This is a genomic window from Acinetobacter sp. GD03645 (assembly GCF_029845285.1).
Taxonomy (GTDB): Bacteria; Pseudomonadota; Gammaproteobacteria; order Pseudomonadales; family Moraxellaceae; genus Acinetobacter; species Acinetobacter corruptisaponis.
The window spans coordinates 31,077-49,718 of record NZ_JAOCLL010000009.1; the positions used below are offsets into that span (position 1 = coordinate 31,077).

Annotated in this window: 15 protein-coding genes; 9 read left to right on the top strand and 6 right to left on the bottom strand. The window is 46.9% G+C overall.

The annotated features are described in order from the left end of the window. Positions 1-172: 172 nt before the first annotated feature. Entirely contained in the window at positions 173-1,522 is a 1,350-nt protein-coding gene (locus tag N5J47_RS08860) for a sorbosone dehydrogenase family protein (protein ID WP_279959604.1), read from the top strand. Positions 1,523-1,691: 169 nt separating this feature from the next. On the opposite strand, the gene N5J47_RS08865 is transcribed toward N5J47_RS08860, so the two are convergent. Both N5J47_RS08865 and N5J47_RS08870 read right to left on the bottom strand, forming a co-directional pair. After that, on the bottom strand, positions 1,692-2,525 hold the full coding sequence (locus tag N5J47_RS08865; protein ID WP_279959605.1) for an SDR family NAD(P)-dependent oxidoreductase: 834 nt from the start codon (positions 2,523-2,525) through the stop codon (positions 1,692-1,694). A gap of 13 nt (positions 2,526-2,538) precedes the next feature. Beyond that, positions 2,539-3,447 (bottom strand): alpha/beta hydrolase, encoded by a 909-nt coding sequence (locus tag N5J47_RS08870; RefSeq protein WP_279959606.1) that lies wholly within the window; start codon positions 3,445-3,447, stop codon positions 2,539-2,541. 246 nt (positions 3,448-3,693) lie between these two features. Between N5J47_RS08870 and N5J47_RS08875 the strand changes: the two genes are divergently transcribed. The 4 genes from N5J47_RS08875 to N5J47_RS08890 all read left to right on the top strand — a co-directional run bounded on the left by N5J47_RS08875 (position 3,694) and on the right by N5J47_RS08890 (position 9,013). Continuing rightward, complete coding sequence (locus N5J47_RS08875; protein WP_279959607.1) at positions 3,694-5,118, top strand: APC family permease; 1,425 nt, start codon at positions 3,694-3,696, stop codon at positions 5,116-5,118. 27 nt (positions 5,119-5,145) lie between these two features. Further along, on the top strand, positions 5,146-6,501 hold the full coding sequence (locus N5J47_RS08880) for an aminotransferase class III-fold pyridoxal phosphate-dependent enzyme (protein WP_279959608.1): 1,356 nt from the start codon (positions 5,146-5,148) through the stop codon (positions 6,499-6,501). Positions 6,502-6,611: 110 nt separating this feature from the next. Next, on the top strand, positions 6,612-7,871 hold the full coding sequence (locus N5J47_RS08885; RefSeq protein ID WP_279959609.1) for a D-amino acid dehydrogenase: 1,260 nt from the start codon (positions 6,612-6,614) through the stop codon (positions 7,869-7,871). 200 nt (positions 7,872-8,071) lie between these two features. After that, the gene (locus N5J47_RS08890) at positions 8,072-9,013 is read left to right on the top strand and encodes a helix-turn-helix domain-containing protein (RefSeq protein ID WP_279959610.1); all 942 of its coding nucleotides are present in this window, start codon (positions 8,072-8,074) and stop codon (positions 9,011-9,013) included. A gap of 140 nt (positions 9,014-9,153) precedes the next feature. Here the strand turns inward: N5J47_RS08890 and N5J47_RS08895 are convergent, their stop codons facing one another. From N5J47_RS08895 to N5J47_RS08905, 3 genes are read right to left on the bottom strand one after another with little or no spacing between them, the layout of a single operon-like run. Next, positions 9,154-10,344 (bottom strand): MFS transporter, encoded by a 1,191-nt coding sequence (locus N5J47_RS08895; protein ID WP_279959611.1) that lies wholly within the window; start codon positions 10,342-10,344, stop codon positions 9,154-9,156. After that, positions 10,341-10,493: a hypothetical protein gene (locus N5J47_RS08900; RefSeq protein ID WP_279959613.1), complete on the bottom strand. Its 153-nt coding sequence runs from the start codon at positions 10,491-10,493 to the stop codon at positions 10,341-10,343. The genes N5J47_RS08895 and N5J47_RS08900 overlap by 4 nt, the downstream gene beginning before the upstream one ends. A gap of 46 nt (positions 10,494-10,539) precedes the next feature. After that, entirely contained in the window at positions 10,540-11,661 is a 1,122-nt protein-coding gene (locus N5J47_RS08905) for a class II histone deacetylase (RefSeq protein WP_279959614.1), read from the bottom strand. 369 nt (positions 11,662-12,030) lie between these two features. On the opposite strand from N5J47_RS08905, the gene N5J47_RS08910 reads away from it, so the two are divergent. Both N5J47_RS08910 and N5J47_RS08915 read left to right on the top strand, forming a co-directional pair. Continuing rightward, the gene (locus N5J47_RS08910; protein WP_279959615.1) at positions 12,031-12,798 is read left to right on the top strand and encodes a TorF family putative porin; all 768 of its coding nucleotides are present in this window, start codon (positions 12,031-12,033) and stop codon (positions 12,796-12,798) included. A 104-nt stretch (positions 12,799-12,902) separates the two neighbouring features. Next, the gene (locus N5J47_RS08915) at positions 12,903-14,504 is read left to right on the top strand and encodes a GMC family oxidoreductase N-terminal domain-containing protein (protein ID WP_279959616.1); all 1,602 of its coding nucleotides are present in this window, start codon (positions 12,903-12,905) and stop codon (positions 14,502-14,504) included. 85 nt (positions 14,505-14,589) lie between these two features. Here the strand turns inward: N5J47_RS08915 and N5J47_RS08920 are convergent, their stop codons facing one another. Continuing rightward, positions 14,590-15,408: an IclR family transcriptional regulator C-terminal domain-containing protein gene (locus tag N5J47_RS08920; protein WP_267980279.1), complete on the bottom strand. Its 819-nt coding sequence runs from the start codon at positions 15,406-15,408 to the stop codon at positions 14,590-14,592. Between the two features lie 177 nt (positions 15,409-15,585). Here N5J47_RS08920 and N5J47_RS08925 point away from each other — a divergent pair, with 177 nt between their 5' ends. Further along, on the top strand, positions 15,586-17,130 hold the full coding sequence (locus tag N5J47_RS08925; protein ID WP_279959617.1) for an acetolactate synthase large subunit: 1,545 nt from the start codon (positions 15,586-15,588) through the stop codon (positions 17,128-17,130). 10 nt (positions 17,131-17,140) lie between these two features. Next, on the top strand, positions 17,141-18,628 hold the full coding sequence (locus N5J47_RS08930) for an aldehyde dehydrogenase family protein (RefSeq protein ID WP_279959618.1): 1,488 nt from the start codon (positions 17,141-17,143) through the stop codon (positions 18,626-18,628). Positions 18,629-18,642: the final 14 nt, after the last annotated feature.

Here is an 18,642-nt window from a genome sequence, read left to right on the forward strand (position 1 = left end):
CAGCCTTATAACTTTAATAGGGATGGAATTATAAGGCTGGAACCATCATCACCCTACATCTTGGAACGGTTGATTTACAAGAGAGACAATCTGTTAAGCAAATCGGCTATATCTCAACGATGCTTCGCCTTATGCTTTCTGTAGCAACAAAAATAAAAATGGAGATATGAATATGGCTACCCAATTTGTCTTGTCTGTTACAGGTCTTAGTATTGTTCTGGTTCTTTCAGGCTGTACAACATCCTCCAAATATCCAATTACAGAGAGTTATGGTCCACAACCTGTACTGCCTGAACCGCAGTCAACTTTATTGCCTACGGTCAATATTGCACCCGCCAAGGGCTGGCCCAAAGGGAAAATGCCAATTCCAGCGGAGGGTTTAAAGGTTCAGGCTTTTGCACAGGGTCTTGAGCATCCACGCTGGCTATATGTATTGCCGAATGGTGACGTGCTGGTCGCTGAAACAGATGCCCCTCCAAAACCTGATGACAGTAAGGGCATTCGCGGAAAAATCATGAAAATGGTGATGCGGCGAGCAGGTTCATCATTTCCAAGTGCCAACCGTATCCGCTTGCTGCGTGATACAAATGGCGATGGCCTGGCCGACCAGAACACCATATTTCTACAGAATCTAAACTCACCATTTGGGATGGCTTTAGTTGGCAATATGCTGTATGTGGCCAATACTGATGCACTGCTGCGTTTCCCTTATCAAGAGGGTGCCACTCAAATTACAGCGAAAGGCACCAAGGTACTGAATTTACCTGCTGGCAAGCTTAATCACCATTGGACCAAAAATGTGATTGCCAATCCAGCGGGAAGTAAACTGTATATTACGGTGGGGTCGAACAGTAATGTGGCTGAGAATGGACTGGACAAGGAAGTTGGACGGGCGTTGATTCTGGAGTTTGATATTGCCAGTGCGCAGGCAAGGCCATTCGCTACAGGTTTACGCAATCCAAATGGCATGGCTTGGCAACCCCAGAGCGGTAAACTCTGGACCGTGGTCAATGAACGTGATGAGCTGGGGAGTGACCTAGTGCCTGACTATATGACTTCCGTCAGTGAGGGTGCCTTTTATGGCTGGCCGTATAGTTATTATGGGCAGCATGTGGATACAAGGGTAAAGCCACAAAACCCTGCGATGGTTGCACGTGCGCTTAAGCCAGACTATGCACTGGGTAACCATACAGCCTCGTTGGGGCTGGCTTTTTATGCGGCTGAACTTATGCCGCAGTATCGTGGGGGTGCATTGATCGGCCAGCATGGTTCCTGGAACCGTAAACCGCATAGTGGCTATAAGGTGGTTTTTGTACCGTTTAGAAATGGTCAGCCTTATGATCAACCACAGGATGTGCTGACTGGTTTCCTCAGTGACAAGGGGCAGGCTTTTGGACGGCCCGTGGGGGTGGCGGTTGATTTTTCGGGTGCCGTTTTAGTGGCGGATGATGTGGGTGGCATGATCTGGCGTGTGTCACCTGTGGGGCAGACAACTTATGAAAGCCCAATGCAACGGCGTTGAGAGGATACTCTGAGATAAATACTTAGGTGTGCTTTGACGATTTTAAATAATCCAGTTGATACTTTTCAGAACATAGTGCCTTTACCCGAGCCTACAGGGAATAGTCGGGTAAAACACTACAACAGGAACGTGATAAATTCAGGATTGAAGTCCCTCCATCGCTCTCATTCTAATCAGCTTTTTCAGCCAGTTGCATGGTTTTCTTAAGCCGTTTCTGATCGAAGCCTATAAACTCAATCAGGCTGCGGACGAGTCCTGGCGCACTGGCAACCAGCCTATTAATTTTGGGCACAATCACAATATCCTTGCGCTTTTCTATACCCTCAACCAGTTCCGCAACCACAGTTTCAATAGGCACGTATTTCCATATACCTGTATTGCTGTTCCATACCGCCTTGCCCGCTGGGTTAGATTGTACGGCATCCATCATCGGGGTCTGGAAAAAGGTAGGATGAAAACTGCCAACCCCAATATTCAGGTGCCTGAGTTCCAGACGCAGGCTGTCACACAAGGCCCAAACACCCGCCTTGCTTGAGGTATAGTGCGTATTTAAAGGGGAGTGGACAAAAGCGGCCAGAGAGGAAATAGCCAGCAGGTAGCCCTGAGTTTTTTTGACGTGGGGCAGTGCTGAACGGAATGTGCGGAACACACCGTTCAGGTTAATATCAATGGTACGCTCAAAGGTTTCTGGTGGCATGTGTTCAAGTGATGCTGGCGTTCCAACACCAGCATTGGCAATCACCACATCAATCTTGCCAAAATGCTGGACCACATTGGTCATTGCTTTTTCCATACTGTCCAGAGAACAGACATCCGCCACCCAGCCAGCCGCTACCTGACTGCCACCCAGTTCATTTGCCTGTCGCTCCACACTGTTCAGGTCCAAATCAAGCAGCGCCAGTTTTGCGCCTTTCCCCCTTAAAGCCCGTGCTGTTGCCTGTCCAAGACCGCCTGTTGAACCTGTAATCACCACAACCTTGTCTTTTAATTGATATTTACGCATGTTTTTTACTCCATCACACTGCCACGGTACGTTTTAGAAAATCAATCTGGTCTTTGACCACATGCTCAAAGGCATCGCCTACATAGATTTCGAAATGGCCGTATGAGTAAAGCTTGATCTCCTTGTGTGGTGTTCTTTTTGCATGGCGTAAGGTCATTTTTGTAGGGGCAACCGTATCGGTTTCACATACACAGAACAGTACAGGGGCCTTGATTTTTGTGGTTTGACGGCCTGGATAGTAGCGGATAATGTCGAGTGCAAAACGTGCCGCAACATAGTTGTTGTAGTCAGGGTCATTTTTGGTGATTTCCGATAATCCTGAAACAACATCAGCTGCATTCATCAGGGCGGTTTCACCTGGAGCGGCGGATAACGGAACCATAATCGGTGCGTTCCCGAATGCTGCCCCGATGCGGTCACGTACAGCCAAGGCGGTGAGCTTGGCAGAGGTAACGGGGTTCATCGCCAGGCTTGAAGCCAGGCCATCCGTGAATGGGCACTGGGAAATCACCGCACGAATGCCTGAATCCTGTGCGGCAGTTGACAACACATGCCCACCAGAAAAGGATGTTCCCCAAAGAATAATTTTTGAATGGTCTATATTCGGCAGACTACGTGCATAGTTAATCGCCGCTTTCCAGTCCTCAAGCTGGCGTTCAATGTCCAGCAACTGTCTTGGCTGTCCCTCACTGCCCCCAAAGTGGCGATAATCAAAAACCAGACAGGCATAGCCCTCGGCGGTAAAGCGTTCGGCAAATGCAGTCAGACGCATTTTTCTGGTGCCACCCAGCCCATGCGCCATAATGATGATTGGGCTAGGGGTCTGATGGTCTGGACAATATAAATAAGCACTACATCTGATTCCAACTGAATAAAACTGAATATCGGTGGGTTGTGCCAGGTGGTTTAATTTATTGTTCATGACGGTTTTCTCTAGATAGGTGGCTATAACCCTATCTTCAGGAAAAACGGAGTAATTAGCTTGACGAGAGCCGCCATGTCACTTGATATTTTGCGCCAAAATATGCATTCAGCTTTTATTCAACATGAGAAAAGTTCGTATCGAAGCTATCAGAGTTTTCTGCCCATCATAAAAATTGCCATATTTTGATAACGCCTGTCCGTTCTTCCTTTATAGACTCAAAAATGATCAAGGAAGGAGATCAGTATGGCAGAAGAAAATAAACTCCAGAAAGGAAGTCTAGGGCTGTGGTACGTGGTGTTTTTTGTTGTTGCCGCCGCCTCGCCCTTAACTGGCGTTGTCGGTGCCTTGCCTGTGGCCTTTATGGCGGGCAATGGTGCAGGGGTGGCAGGGACATTCATTGTTGCAGGCGCATTGCTGCTTATCTTTAGTTTTGGTCTGGTGGCAATGAGCCGCTATGTGGTCAATGCAGGTGCATTCTATTCCTATATCGTACAGGGACTGGGCGTGACCTGTGGGTTGGCGGGCTTTAATGTCGCACTACTGGCCTACGCCGCAATGCAGCTGTCATGCAGTGCCATGTTCGGTTTCTTTACGGAGCAGTTTGTCACCCGACATCTTGGGATCAGTTTGCCGTGGTGGGGATATGCCGCCTTGATGCAGTTGCTGGTAATTGCATTGGGCATTGCCAAGGTAGAGATTGGTGGCAAGGTGCTTGGCATACTGATGCTGCTTGAAATCGCCATTGTCCTGTTGATGGATCTGGTGTTTATGACTCGACCAGTCTCATGGGAGTTTAGTTCTTTTCAGCCGAGCACGGTTCTCAATGGTAATTTTGGCATCGCCATGGTGTTTGCAATCTGTTCTTTCATTGGTTTTGAGGCAACCGCAATTTATGCGGAGGAATGTCGGGAACCTAAAAAAATCGTCGCCAAGGCAACCTTTACCGCCGTTATCCTTATTACTGTGTTCTACGCACTAACCGCATGGGTGTTTGTACAGTATACAGGTGCCAATAATATTGTTGCAGAGGCAGCCAAAGACCCAGGCGTTTATGTCTACAATGTTGCGGAACAATTGCTGGGTGGTTGGTCAGTTGACCTGATTTCGATCCTGTTGATCACCAGCCTGTTTGCAGCAACCCAGGCCTTTCACAATTCATTGTCCCGTTATCTATTTACCATTAGCCGTGATGGTTTGCTATGGTCAAAACTGGCAAAAACCCACGCCACCTATAAAACACCCTATATCGCCAGTATTGCGCAGGGCATCTTTATGATTGTTGCACTGGTGATTTTTGGATTACTTCAGCTTGATCCAATGATCAATATTTTCGCATGGGCATCGGTGCTGGGCAGTATGGCCATTCTGGTGTTGCAGATCGGTGTTTCATTCGCTGTCATTAAATATTTTCAACAACATAAAGACCTGCCTGTGTCGATCTGGAGCCGTTTGATTGCCCCGATCATTTCCGCACTGGGTATGTTGCTGATGCTGTATGTGGTGATTGGCAATTTGGAAATGTTGAGCGGTTCTTCTTCGCCAGTGGTGCTGTTTTTACCGTGGTTACTGCTTGCCTGCATGCTCATTGGCATGATCACGGCCCGTATACTGAAACATATCAATCCTCAAAAATATGCAAATGTCGCAGACATTGTCACTCATTCTTAATGTCAGAATTGACAAGGAGTTTAACGTATGAATAGTTCAGTGGTTCAAAAAAATGATTACCAATTCTGGCATCCAATGACTCATCCAAACAACTGGGTAAACAAGGCGCCATTGCGAATCGTCAAGGGTGATGGACTGTTTGTCTGGGATGACAAAGGCCGCAAAATGCTGGATGGCTTTGCTGGGTTGTGGTGTGTCAATGTTGGCCATAATCGTTCAGAAGTCAAACAGGCAATTAGCCAGCAAATGGATGAGTTGGCCTACTACCAACTGTTTGATGGAGTGAGTCATCCAAAAGCTGAAGCCTTGTCCAATAAACTGATTGACATGACGGCTCAGGAGGATATGGCACGGGTTTTATATGGTACGGGTGGCTCAGATGGGGTTGAAACCGCCCTAAAAGTTGCGCGCCAATACTGGATTTTACAGGGACAGCCACAGCGTACCCGTTTTATCTCTCTGAAAAATGCCTATCATGGCGTGCATTTCGGTGGCACATCCGTGGGGGGCCTGTCCATTTACCGCATGAACTATGGTCCTGTGCTGGAGGGCTGTTCACAAATTGAGTCACCGTGGCTGTATCGCAACCCATGGAACTGTGATGATCCAGAACAACTGGGACGTCTAGTTGCCGAGCAACTGGAACGTGACATTCTCTACTATGGCCCAGACAGTGTGGCTGCATTCATTGCTGAACCTGTGCAGGGCGCAGGTGGGGTGATTGTACCGCCAGCCAATTTCTGGCCTTTGGTTCGCCAGATTTGTGATAAATATGGAATTTTACTGATCGCTGATGAAGTGGTGACGGGCTTTGGTCGTAGCGGCAATATGTTCGGCTCACGCGGCTGGGGCGTAAAACCTGACATCATGGTGTTTGCCAAGGCCCTGACCGCAGGCTATGTGCCACTGTCAGCAACTTTGATCAATCACCGAATTGAACAGGCCTTTTTACAGAACAAGGATCATCGTGGCATTTTGATGCAGGGTTATACCTATGGTGGGCATCCATTGGGTTGTGCGGCAGGACTGGCAGTTCTGGATATTGTGGAAAAAGAAGACCTGCCTGCCAATGCCGCCAAAATGGGCGATAGCCTGTTGACCCAGCTAAAAACCTTTGAGGAAAAATTTCCATCTGTGGGCAATGTACGTGGCAAGGGCTTGATGCTGGCGATTGATCTTGTATCAGACAAAAACACCCGTGAATCTATCGCACCTGACAACAATCTGGCTTGGCGTATTACCGAGGCATGTCGTGATGCGGGTGCCGTAGTGCGTCCAGTTGGACCGAAAATTGTGCTTGCGCCACCTTTGGTGCTTGATCAGGCGGGCTGTGATCTCTTGGTCAATGCACTACAGACCGCGTTTGAACAGGTTGACCGATAAAACCAGAGCTTCACTAGCTCAATTAAGGATCGGGTGTTGGCTTTATCAGCACCCTAATCCTGTTTATCTTGATTTATATTGCTGAAAAATATAATTTTTAAAGGTGTAATATGCATATTCTTGTTTTGGGCGCAGGGGTGATTGGCACAACCACTGCCTATTACCTTGCTAAGGCAGGACATGAAGTGATTGTGGTTGACCGTCAGCCTGATGTTGCCCTTGAAACCAGTTTTGCCAATGCAGGCCAGATTTCCCCAGGCTATGCTTCACCTTGGGCTGCGCCTGGCATTCCATTAAAAGCCTTTAAATGGCTGTTTCAGCATCATGCGCCTTTACGGCTGAAGCTGACAGGTGACATTTTTCAGTATCGCTGGATGCTGCAAATGCTGGGTGAATGCACGAAAAACCGATATAAGATCAATAAGGAACGCATGGTACGTTTGTCTGAATATAGCCGTGATTGTCTGGATGAACTACGACAGGAAACAGGCATCCATTTTGATGAGCGCCAGTTGGGTACTTTGCAACTGTTCAGGAAACAGGAACAGCTGGACAACGCTGTGAAAGATACCGAGGTGCTGAAAGAAGAGGGTGTTCCTTATCAACTGCTGGACAAACAGGGTGTGATTGAGGTTGAACCTGCCTTGGCGCATGCACAGGTTGATTTTGTGGGCGGATTGCGCCTGCCGAATGACCAGACAGGCGATTGCCAAAAATTTACCCAGAAAATTGCGCAGTATGCCAAAGAGCTAGGGGTACAGTTCCGCTTGAATAGTCGTATCCAGTCGATTCAGTCAGATCAACAAAAAATAAGCAAGGTGATACTGGAAGATGGTTCACAGCTCACCGCGGATGCCTATGTGATGGCGTTGGGGAGCTATAGCCGTGATATGTTGAAACAACTGGGTTTATTTGCACCAATTTATCCGCTCAAAGGTTATTCCATTACTACCGCCATTAAAAATGCGGAAATGTCTCCTGTGTCTACCATTCTGGATGAAAGCTATAAAATCGCACTGACCCGTTTTGATGACCGTATTCGGGTGGGGGGCATGGCGGAAATTAGCGGTTTTGATTTATCCCTGCATACCGAACGTGAAAACACCCTGAAAATGGTGTTACAGCAACTTTTCCCCTTGGCGAGTTCGATGGAGCCAAGCAATTTCTGGACGGGCTTGAGGCCTGCAACTCCCGATGGCACGCCAATTGTCGGTAAAACACCTTATAGCAACCTGTTTATCAACTCAGGTCATGGCACACTGGGCTGGACCATGGCATGTGGTTCTGCGCGTTTGTTGAGTGACATCATTTCCCAAAAGCCGACACAGATTCGTAGTGAGGGACTGGATATCTACCGTTACCAGAGCTAAATTTGAGTTTTTTCTCATATCAGTTGACCATAAATATTCAATATTTTTTAGGCGAAATGTGCTTGGATATACATTTGAAATAATTACATTTAAAGACTTGCCAATTAGGTGATTCGTTTTACAATAAAAACAGGACTGGGTTTTTTATTTAAACCTAACTATAAGATATTTTTACATTTTTAGGTCAAAGCGAGGCACGGATGTTAGTCGTTGAACCAGATGTAAATTCAGGTTTGCTGCATGCCTTTCAAATTCGGGAGTCGTTGCAGCATACCCAGATTTTAAAGGACTGGTCGCTATCCTATAACCAGCTTTCCTCAGGCCATTTTGAAAGCCACTTAAATGAACTCTGGCTGGATGACATTCAAATCTATGAAGAAAAAATCAGTCCCTCGATTTTCCAGAGTGGCGAAGGCAAAGCCGACTCACTGTGTCTAGGCGTGTTTTCCAACCTGTCCGACCCAGCCCTGTGGATGGGGCAGGCATTACAGGGTTCAGAAATTATTTCACTTTGTCAGGGTGGTGAAATCATGATGCGGACACCACCGCAGTCGTCTTTTTTGTCGCTGAGTCTGCCCATGTCTTTACTGGCCGAGGCAGGAGAGATTCCACAGGGTGCAAGCATGTTGACCCATCAACCCTTGGCACAGGAAATTTATTGCAAACTTTCGGTTTTATTAAATCAGCTCTCCAGACTTCACACAACAAACCTGGCCAGTATGCAACAGGCAAAATCCGAGATTCTGGATCTGGGCTTTCAGTATGTTCAGGCCTTGCAACAGCAACGCAACGAGATTCGGACCTCTGCACGTAAGGCCAAGATTGTGGTGCAGCGTGCACTCGATGCCATGCAGTCCTGCCATGATAACCCACCCACAATGGATGAGTTGTGCCAACTGACCTATACCTCCCGCCGTACCTTGCAGAACTGTTTTGAGCTGATCACGGGGCAGAGTCCTGCACAGTTCCTGAAACATTTACGTTTGAATGGGGTAAGGCGCACCTTTATCCAGAATGCTGAATCGGTGTCGGTCAGTGAGGTGGCGAGTGAATGGGGATTCTGGCATTTATCGCAATTTGCCACAGACTATAAAAAGTTGTTTGGTGAAACGCCGTCACAAACATTGGCGCAGTGTAAATAGGTCGTATTTTTTGTTTGGTCTTGGAATGAGATAACAATAAAAAGAGAAAGAATTATTTTTAGAAACTTTATTGAAAAAGGGTTAATTTAAAAACACCAAAGCCAGTCAGTTGACTGGCTTTATGTTGTGGATTGATCGGTTCAATGTGCTAAGGAGTTTGCCTGCCCACTGTTTTGATGTTTACGGAACTTGCCATTCAATAGGGTCACCAGAACCAAGGAGATGACAAACATCGCCATGGCATACATGATTAGGGTGTTAAAGCTTGCGGTTTGTTCAATAATCTGGCCTGAGATGCCAGGGCCAACGCCCATACCAATCGCAATCATCAAGCTGACATATTTCATAATGCTGCCTGTATGATCCATCATGGCGAGGCTGGCAAGGATAAATGGGAATGTAAACATCCATGCAAACTTGAACACCACAATTGAGGTCATAAAGGTCGATGCTGCAATGGTGCCGAGCATGAGGAACAGGGAAATAAAGAACAGGATAAAGCCAATAATCACCACCACAATACGGCTGACCCGATGCCCAATAAAGGTGGCAACAAAACAGCCCAAAATTCCAAATAAGGTGGCAAAGGATAAATAGCCATTAATGGATGCTTCTGGAATGTTGGAGTTCAGGCCAATACTGGTCAGGAATGTCCAGATACTGCTGATCGACATAAAGAAAGACAGCACCGATGCAACCCCAATAATGCTCCAGATGATGGAAAGGCTGGATGGATGGTTGGCATGCTGTTCGGTTTGCTGGGGTGCCTGCGGAACTTCATTGCTGAACTGTTTATAAAAAGGTGTTGCGATCAGCATCAGTACAATCAACAACACAAAGAATGCCTTTAAACCAAACTGGGCGAACAGGTGTGGCAATACCAGAATGGCGAGGGCACCAAAAATGGTTTGTCCAAGCAGCCACAGGGCAAAGGTTCGGGCAGGTTTGGAGGTCATGCTACATGCTGCCATGGTGACAATCATGATGCTGCCAGCCGCAAAGGCAGCGGATGAACGGGCCAGCACCAGCGTGGTCAGGCTATTGGCAAACAGGGACAGGAAATTTCCCAGTATAAATAGCAAAATAAACACTTTCATGACTTTTTGCGGTGAATAGCGTTTTGCCCAGTAAATCGCAGGTAAAGCGGCAACCCCCATAAAGATTTGTTCATAGAAGAAGAACGTGCCGACCTGTGATGGCGCAAACTGCCATTCAGTTGCAAGTTGATAGGCCAGTACAGGCGTGGTCATCATCACCAGTGGGCCAATGGCGGCAAACAGGCACAATGCAAAAATATGTCCCTTGGAATCAAAAAAAGCCTGAGTATTCATAATTTTTCTCCCAAGTTTTTGGTCTTTTTGCTGCGCCATTCAGTCTTGAATCGGGTGAAATGAAAAATAGGTAAGAAATACAGCCGTTCAGCACGATATTGGGTTTGCCTGTCTGGAACCACCCAGACATAACACATCCGATCTAACATGACATACTCCTTGAAGCCGTTTGCTTCCTTGCAATGAAGCGTTGAGTTATGGGGTTGAATTTATTTTTTGCGCGAGCTGATCAATCAGCTGTTTCTGGAACTGGTTAAAGGGGGCGCTGGGTTGCTGTAATTTGAGCAGGTCAATACATGGATCTTCAACGCTGGTTCTGATACCACTCAGCGCCTCAACCACCGCCAAGCCACAGAATGGAACATAGGATTCGGCATAGCCTCCCTCATGCACCATCACCAGTTTGCCCTGACATAGCTTTTCAGCTGCCTGTTTGGTCAGTTCGGCCAGACGGCGGAAAGTTTCACTGGTCAGTAACAGACGGGCGAGTGGATCGAATGCATTGGCGTCATAGCCACAGGCGACAATGATCATGTCGGGTTGGAACTTTTCCAGTGCAGGCAATACAATGCTTTCAAAGGCATACAGATAGGCTTCATCGCCACAGCCTGGCAACAGTGGAATGTTGATGTTATAGCCCAGTCCTTTTCCCTCACCCAGATCGTCAGCGCCGTGGTAGCCAGGCGGGAAGCAATGTTCCTGATGCAGGGAAATGGTCAGTACATCATCCCGTTCATAATAGATATGTTGCGTTCCATTGCCGTGGTGTACATCCCAATCAATCACCGCGACCTTGTTTAGGCCAAATTTGGCTTTGGCCCGTTCAATGGCAATGGGGATATTGGCAAGGAAACAGAAACCCATGGGTTTGTCTGGCAGGCAGTGATGACCAGGTGGACGTGAAAGGGAGTAGGCATTCTGTAATTCACCGAGCAATACCTTTTCAACCGCCTCACAGGCAAGCCCTGCCGAAACTTTGGCAATTTCATAGCTGCCAGGGCCAATGGGTGCATGTTCATCCAGCAAGCCACCGCCCTGATCACTTAGATTTTTAAATTTGCTAAGATAGTGCTGGGGATGAACACGTAATAGGTCTTCCTCTGTGGCGGGAGAGGCCGAACGGGCATCCAGCTGTCTGGTCAGGCCAGACACATCCATTAAGTTCTTAAAGCGGCGTTTTGATTCAGGTGATTCCGCGTGTGCTGCACTTGATGGAGCCTGTACCCAGCCACCGACTGGCAATACCGTTGCATGTAGGCCTGTGGTGTGCCAGAAACACCACTCATCAAAGAAAAATCCAGTTTGCTTCTGTTCCATTTTTAACTCCATCTATTTTTATAAAAATCCCGTAATATGGGATATATAGTACTTTATTGAGAAATAAACAATAGTAAAAAGATAAAAATTCTTATATTTCGATAAAAAATTTAAAAATTCTATATTTTGGTGCAGCCTGCACAATCATACAGCACCATTTTGCATTACAATAATGCATAAATATTGAAAAATACCGTAATGTGTAAATATTTAAAAATATGTGTTGTTTTTGTGATTATTTAAATATATAAAATCCCATAATATGGAAAAAATTGTTTTTCATAGGTTGAAACCCCAAAGATGACATCGCCTCACATACATTCAGGGTGGACTGATGAGGCAAACAACAAGGATGAAAAGGAGAAGAATATGAAATATTCAGTTTTAGCTGCCATGCTGGCTCTAGGATGTGGACAGGCGGTACAGGCAGATACAGGAACATCAGCTCCAGCAGCATTTATGGATCAGTTTTCTGTACATGGAACTTTAACCTTATCCTCAGATTACCGTAGTCGTGGTTTTTCTAAGTCGAGCCATAAGCCATCGGTACAGGGAGGGATGATTCTGGCGCATCAGTCAGGTGCCTACTTGATGCTATGGGGGGCAAGTGCCACTACACCCAATGGCGGCAGTATGGAGGCCGATGCCATCGTAGGTTACACATGGCGTATTGATGACAAGAACAGCCTGGACTTCTTTTATGCGGATGTGAATTACCCAGGAGGAGATTTCAGTCCAAATGGTAAGTCTGCTGATTTTGGTGAATATGGTGTGATGTATAAGCGCACAGGCACACTGGTTGCTCAGGATAACTTGAGTGCGGCAGTTTACTATTCTCCAGAATATCTGTTTGGCTCAGGTAACGAGTATTACTTTAGTGGAGAATACAGTTTCCCTGTGGTTGAAAACGTACGGTTGTTTGGTTCAGCGGGCTATACCAAACAGGACAGCGTTGCTGAGTTCCAGCTAGGTTCGGTTCCCGATGGCAAAAAAGACAATTACTTCGACTACAAGGTGGGGGTACGTGGTGACTATAAGGGCGTAACCACTGAACTGGCCTGGGTAGGCAATAATATTGACAGCCAGTTTGATATGTACGATGACCGTCTATATGTCAGTGTGACCAAGAATTTCTAAACGCTGTGGCTCCTCTTTGTGAGGTGGGTAGGATGGTTTGGCTGCCTCACTTTTTTAGGGAGTGAAGTATTACTGAAACGGGTAATAGGTCCAAAGGAGAACTCATGCAAGTTAAGGAATTTGATTATATTGTCTGTGGTGCGGGATCGGCTGGCTGTGTGGTCGCCACACGTCTGATTGAACAGAATAAGGGAACAGTATTATTGCTCGAAGCAGGCGGCAGTGATCAGGACTTTAATTACAAGATTCCAGCAGGTATTCCCGTGGTGATCAACTCCACCTGGAACTATACCACTGAACCCGATGCCCGAACCCATCATCGGGAAATGTCCTGTGCGCAGGGCAAGGTTTTGGGTGGCAGTAGCTCCGTCAACGGCATGATTTATCTGCGTGGACAGGCTGAAGACTACGATGAATGGGCCGATGTGTATGGCTGCACAGGCTGGGATTTTCAGTCCATTCTGCCTTATTTTAAAAAATCTGAAAACAATGAAAGCCTGTCAGGTGAGTATCACGGTACACAAGGGCATTTTGTGATCAGTGACACCCGACTCAAACATCCTTTAACACGTGCCTTTATCAAGGCGGGACAGGAACTGGGCCTGCCTTATGTGAATGACTTCAATGGACAGTCACAACAAGGTGTAGGTTTTTATCAGCACAACATCAAAAATGGCGAACGTGGCAGCACTTCAAGAACCTATCTGGCTTCGGTACGCCACAATCCACAATTAACAGTGCAGTTGAATACACAGGTGGAGAAAGTTCTGGTTGAGCAGGGCAAGGCCACTGGAATTGAATGCCGAATTAATGGCACCAATACAGTCATTAAAGCCAGAAAAGGTGTGGTACTCAGTTCAGGTTCAATCGGCTCAGCAAAAATCCTGCTCCTTTCAGGCATTGGGCCGAAAGAGCATCTGGATAGTCTAGGGATTGAGGTCAAGCAGGACCTGCCAGTCGGAAAAAATTACCACGACCATCTCCACACTTCAATCAATGCCACTATTAAGCGTCCAATTTCCCTGTTTGGTGAAGACAAGGGGCTGAAACGCTATAAGCATGGTTTGCAGTGGCTCCTATTTAGGGAGGGGGTGGTTGCCTCCAGCGTATTGGAGGGTGGTGCATTTATGGATAGCAACCATGAGGGCCGTCCCGATGTACAGGCCATGTTCCTGCCTGTTCTGGATGTGTTTGATGACCCAAGTGGTCAGGGTAAAAACTATACCCATGGCATTACCCTGAAAATGTGTCATTTACGGCCTAAGTCGAGGGGACAGCTTTATCTCCGTAGTAAAAACCCAGATGATGCGGTTAGGATCGAGGCCAACTTGCTGGAACATCCAGATGATTTAAAAGGTCTAATTCGGGCCACCCAGTTCGGTCTGGACTTGCTACAGCAACCCTCATTATCCAATGAAATTGACGAGGTTTTTGCCCCTGACCACACGGTAAAACGGGATGATGTAGTGGCCTTGGAAAGCTTTGTACGGGAATATTGCAAAACCACCTATCATCCTGTAGGAACCTGTCGAATGGGGCAAAGTCCGCAGGATTCGGTGGTGGACTTAAACCTGAAAGTACATGGAATTGATCAGCTCAGTGTGATTGACTGTTCAGTATTTCCATCCATTCCGAGTGCCAATACCAATGCGCCAACGGTTGCCATTGCTGAAAAAGGTGCGGATTTATTGATTCAGCACAGCTAAAGCCATGTGGTTTGATTTATTTTAAAAGTGAATTTACGGCTGTTTATTTAAATAGAAGTGACAGCCGTAGACTGGATATGAGTTGTTATTCCAGATGCTCAACCTCTTCCCGTTGAATCTGTTCCTCATTGACCTCAATTGGCGTATTCACTGATTTAGGCGAGGACACAATGGATTTGGTCAGGTTTTTTGCGGTTTCCAATAAAATCTCAATAATGGTTTCCTGACGCAATAAATTAAATTGTTGATCAGACCCCACCACACAGACGCTATAAGTCACTTCCTTTGAATCAAAATCTGAAAAGATTGGCGCTGCAATCCCGATATTACCGATATTCAACTCGTTATTGGTGGCACAGTAGCCATCCTTACGAATGGTCTTGGCAATTTTCAGCACTTCCTCAAGTGAATAAGGGTTTTGTGGGTCTTTAGAAATTTGAGTCTCATAAAGCTCCCTGATTTTTTTAATGCTTCTATAAGAGGTGAGAACCTTGGCCTGTGCGCCCCTGAACAGCGGTAAAGGTCGCCCACGACCAAAGCTAAAGTGCATTTCATTGTTGGGGCTTAGAATAAAGGTGTTGATGATCTTGCTGTCATAAAACGCGCTGACAAAAACGGTAAGGCCTGTAATCTGGCTTAAATTTTCCAGATAGGGACGACCTGTGCTGAGCACAGGGTCATATTTTCGCATCATCCAGTCCAGCTCAATCACACGGGGACCCAGCGCATAACCACCTGGCCCACGCTTGGCAATCAGTCCCGCATCACATAGTTCTTTTATATAGCGATAAGATGAAGTTCTTGATAAATCAAATTTTTGCGCGATAAGTTCAGCATCAATTTCTAATTGTTCAGGGCCAAACAGGTTAAGTACGTTCAGTATCCTGGCCAGACTGCTATTCATATTGTCTCGATTAAAACTGCAAATTATTTTTCATATCTTTCACCAGTTATGCAGTCTGGTCAATTGAAATGTTAAAAAATATAAAAAATCCCGTAATATGAAAATAATTGTTGAAATTATAAATTTTATGTTTTATAAATCTCTTAATAAGGGAATAATTAATTTTTGGTGAGAGAGATGATCGGTGCGGAATACTTTGTAAAAACGGCTGCGCAACTTGGCTTTGAATATTGTTTTGCCAATCCAGGAACCACAGAAATTCCGATGGTTGCGGTGATGGAGTCAGAAACAAGAATTAAGCCAGTGCTGTCTCTCTTTGAGGGGGTATGTTCTGGGGCGGCTGACGGTTATGGTCGTGTGGCGGCAAAACCTGCCTTGACCCTGACACATCTGGGACCTGGTTTCGCCAACAGTATGGCAAACCTGCACAATGCCCGCCGTGCCAATACCCCAATCGTTAACATCATTGGTGATCATGCTTCATGGCATGTCAACTATGATCCACCGTTAGCCAGCGATATTGAAAGCATGGCGAAAACTGTGTCAGGCTGGGTGCGTATGACCCGTAATGCCAACAGTATCGGTGATGATTTGCAGGATGCAATGAAAGCGGCCTGGCAAGCCAAGGGACAAATTGCCACCCTAATTTTACCAATGGATTTTCAGGCTCAACAGATTCAGGACTTGGGTAAAAAATTCCATGTGGCTGCACCACAACGTCATTTTGTTGCCACTCAGGTTGAAGCGGTGGCAAAACAGTATCAACAGGGCAAATCTCTGGTGTTTATTGTCGGTGATACTGGCGTAAACGAAGAGGGATTGAAAGCGGCAGGACGTTTGGCAAATCTGGATCGAGTCAAGATGTTTGCCGAAACATTCCCTCGGATTAGCCATCGTGGCGGTGGCTTGCCTGATCTGGACCGTTTGCCGTACTTCCCTGAAAAAGCCATTGAAGTACTGGAACAGTATGATTATGTGGTGTGTGCAGGCGTGATTGACCCGATCAGCTATTTTGGTTATGAGGGCTTGCCATCCCGTTTGGCGGAACCCGACCGTTTACTGTATTTGGTAGATGTGGGTGAGGATGTGCCTGCGGCACTGAATGCACTGGCCGATGAACTAAATGCACCCGCCTTTGTTGCTGTTCCAGCTAAAGCCATCGAGTTGCCCCCTGCACAGGCTGAACTCAGTCCAGCATCGGTTGCCAAAGTATTGGCTGCCAGTTTGACTGAGGACTGTATTGTATCCATTGAGGGTGGAACCTGTGGCTATCCATTTTTTACCGCCTCCAATGATGCGGTCAAACATCGGGTGATTACCAATACAGGTGGTGCCATTGGACAGGGCATCCCCGCAGGCTTTGGTGCGGCACTGGCTGAACTTGGCAATCGGGTGTTCTGTTTACAGTCTGATGGTAGTGCCCAGTACACCATTCAAACATTATGGAGTATTGCCCGTGAAAATCTGCCGATCACGATTTTAATTGCGGCCAACCACCGTTATGCCATTTTACAGAATGAGCTTCGTCGCTTTGGCGTAGAGAAGTTTAGTGAAACGGCACTGTCCCTGACTGAACTGAATCAACCTAAAATCGACTGGACGGCATTGGCACAGGCTTATGGGCTTGAGTCTACCGTGACCCGAACCAATCAGGAATTACAAGCGGCATTGACCCGAAGCACTCAATCAATGCAACCCCACCTAATCGTAATGGAATTATGAGGTATTCAACATGGCTTTAAATACGGTTTTTCCAGAAGTACATAATTTTTTATCTAAACCAACGCAATTGTTTATTGGTGGTCAATGGGTCGATGCGGTGAGCAAGCAGACCTTTGAGGTTGAAAATCCAGCCACCCAGCAGGTGATTGCGCATGTGGCAAAAGGTGATGCTGCCGATGTTGATCTGGCGGTGGAGGCTGCCAACAAGGCGTTTAAAACATGGCGTTATGAGATTCCAGCCACCCGTGCCAGATTATTGTTTAAGTTGGCAGATTTGGTTGAGAAGCATACTGAGGAACTGGCACAAATCCTGACACTGGATAATGGTAAGCCATTACTGTATTCACGCCATGAGTGTGGTGCGGCAGCGCATATCCTGCGTCACTTTGCAGGTTTTGCCACCAAGGTTGAGGGCCGTCAGGTGCCTGTTTCAGGCGCACCAAATGGCGCATTCCTGAACTATACCTTGCGTGATCCTGTGGGCGTGTGTGGCCTGATTGTACCGTGGAATTTTCCACTGACCATGTGTATCTGGAAGCTTGCGCCAGCAATGGCGGTGGGTTGTACCGCCATTCTCAAACCTGCCGAGCAAACCCCACTGATTGCGGTGCGTTTGATGCAGCTTTTTGAGGAAGCGGGCTTCCCAGCAGGTGTGGTCAATCTGGTGACAGGCATGGGTATTGATGTGGGGCAGCCGCTGAGTGCACACATGAATGTCAATAAGGTGGCATTTACAGGTTCAACCATGGTGGGTAAAGCCATTGCCCAGCAGGCGACCTCCAATATGAAGCGTGTCACGCTGGAACTGGGTGGGAAATCACCCAATATCATTTTACCAGATGCTGACTTGAGCAAGGCGATTCCAGGCGCAGCGCAGGCGATTTTCTACAATCAGGGTCAGGTCTGTACCGCAGGTTCTCGCTTGTATGTACATGAAAAAGTGCTGGATGAAGTGCTGGATGGTTTATGCAAACAGGCACAGGGCATGAAGATTGCCAATGGTCTGGATGAAGCATCGACCATGGGGCCACTGGTGTCTGAACGTCAATATGACCGAGTCAATCGCTATATCGAGCAGGCCTTGGCAGATGGCGCTGAGTTGCTGACAGGTGGCAAGCGTCCAGAGGGCTTTGATAAGGGCTATTACCTTGAGCCGACCATTTTTCTTGACCGTGAAGAAAAAGCCTGTATCTCCAAAGAGGAAATTTTTGGCCCTGTGCTGACTGTGATGAGCTGGTCGGATACTGACGAACTGGTCGAGCGTGCCAATAACTCAATTTATGGACTGGCGGCAGGCATCTGGACGCAGGATTTATCACAGGCACACCGCATTGCTGCACAGCTTGAAGCGGGTTCGGTGTGGGTGAATTGCTATAACGTGGTTGATCCCGTGTCGCCATTCGGTGGTTATAAACAGTCAGGCTGGGGCCGTGAAATGAGCCATGACGTGATTGAAGCCTATACCGAAACCAAAAATGTGTGTGTGAATTTGTACTAATCAGAGCATAGAGA

What these genes read in the sequence shown, in the direction of transcription:
- N5J47_RS08905 (WP_279959614.1), bottom strand. Translation starts at nt 11,661, where the DNA reads ATGGAACAGAAGCAAACTGGATTTTTCTTTGATGAGTGGTGTTTCTGG.
- N5J47_RS08930 (WP_279959618.1), top strand. Translation starts at nt 17,141, where the DNA reads ATGGCTTTAAATACGGTTTTTCCAGAAGTACATAATTTTTTATCTAAA.
- N5J47_RS08885 (WP_279959609.1), top strand. Translation starts at nt 6,612, where the DNA reads ATGCATATTCTTGTTTTGGGCGCAGGGGTGATTGGCACAACCACTGCC.
- N5J47_RS08915 (WP_279959616.1), top strand. Translation starts at nt 12,903, where the DNA reads ATGCAAGTTAAGGAATTTGATTATATTGTCTGTGGTGCGGGATCGGCT.
- N5J47_RS08900 (WP_279959613.1), bottom strand. Translation starts at nt 10,493, where the DNA reads ATGTTAGATCGGATGTGTTATGTCTGGGTGGTTCCAGACAGGCAAACC.
- N5J47_RS08895 (WP_279959611.1), bottom strand. Translation starts at nt 10,344, where the DNA reads ATGAATACTCAGGCTTTTTTTGATTCCAAGGGACATATTTTTGCATTG.
- N5J47_RS08865 (WP_279959605.1), bottom strand. Translation starts at nt 2,525, where the DNA reads ATGCGTAAATATCAATTAAAAGACAAGGTTGTGGTGATTACAGGTTCA.
- N5J47_RS08920 (WP_267980279.1), bottom strand. Translation starts at nt 15,408, where the DNA reads ATGAATAGCAGTCTGGCCAGGATACTGAACGTACTTAACCTGTTTGGC.
- N5J47_RS08870 (WP_279959606.1), bottom strand. Translation starts at nt 3,447, where the DNA reads ATGAACAATAAATTAAACCACCTGGCACAACCCACCGATATTCAGTTT.
- N5J47_RS08910 (WP_279959615.1), top strand. Translation starts at nt 12,031, where the DNA reads ATGAAATATTCAGTTTTAGCTGCCATGCTGGCTCTAGGATGTGGACAG.
- N5J47_RS08925 (WP_279959617.1), top strand. Translation starts at nt 15,586, where the DNA reads ATGATCGGTGCGGAATACTTTGTAAAAACGGCTGCGCAACTTGGCTTT.
- N5J47_RS08890 (WP_279959610.1), top strand. Translation starts at nt 8,072, where the DNA reads ATGTTAGTCGTTGAACCAGATGTAAATTCAGGTTTGCTGCATGCCTTT.
- N5J47_RS08860 (WP_279959604.1), top strand. Translation starts at nt 173, where the DNA reads ATGGCTACCCAATTTGTCTTGTCTGTTACAGGTCTTAGTATTGTTCTG.
- N5J47_RS08875 (WP_279959607.1), top strand. Translation starts at nt 3,694, where the DNA reads ATGGCAGAAGAAAATAAACTCCAGAAAGGAAGTCTAGGGCTGTGGTAC.
- N5J47_RS08880 (WP_279959608.1), top strand. Translation starts at nt 5,146, where the DNA reads ATGAATAGTTCAGTGGTTCAAAAAAATGATTACCAATTCTGGCATCCA.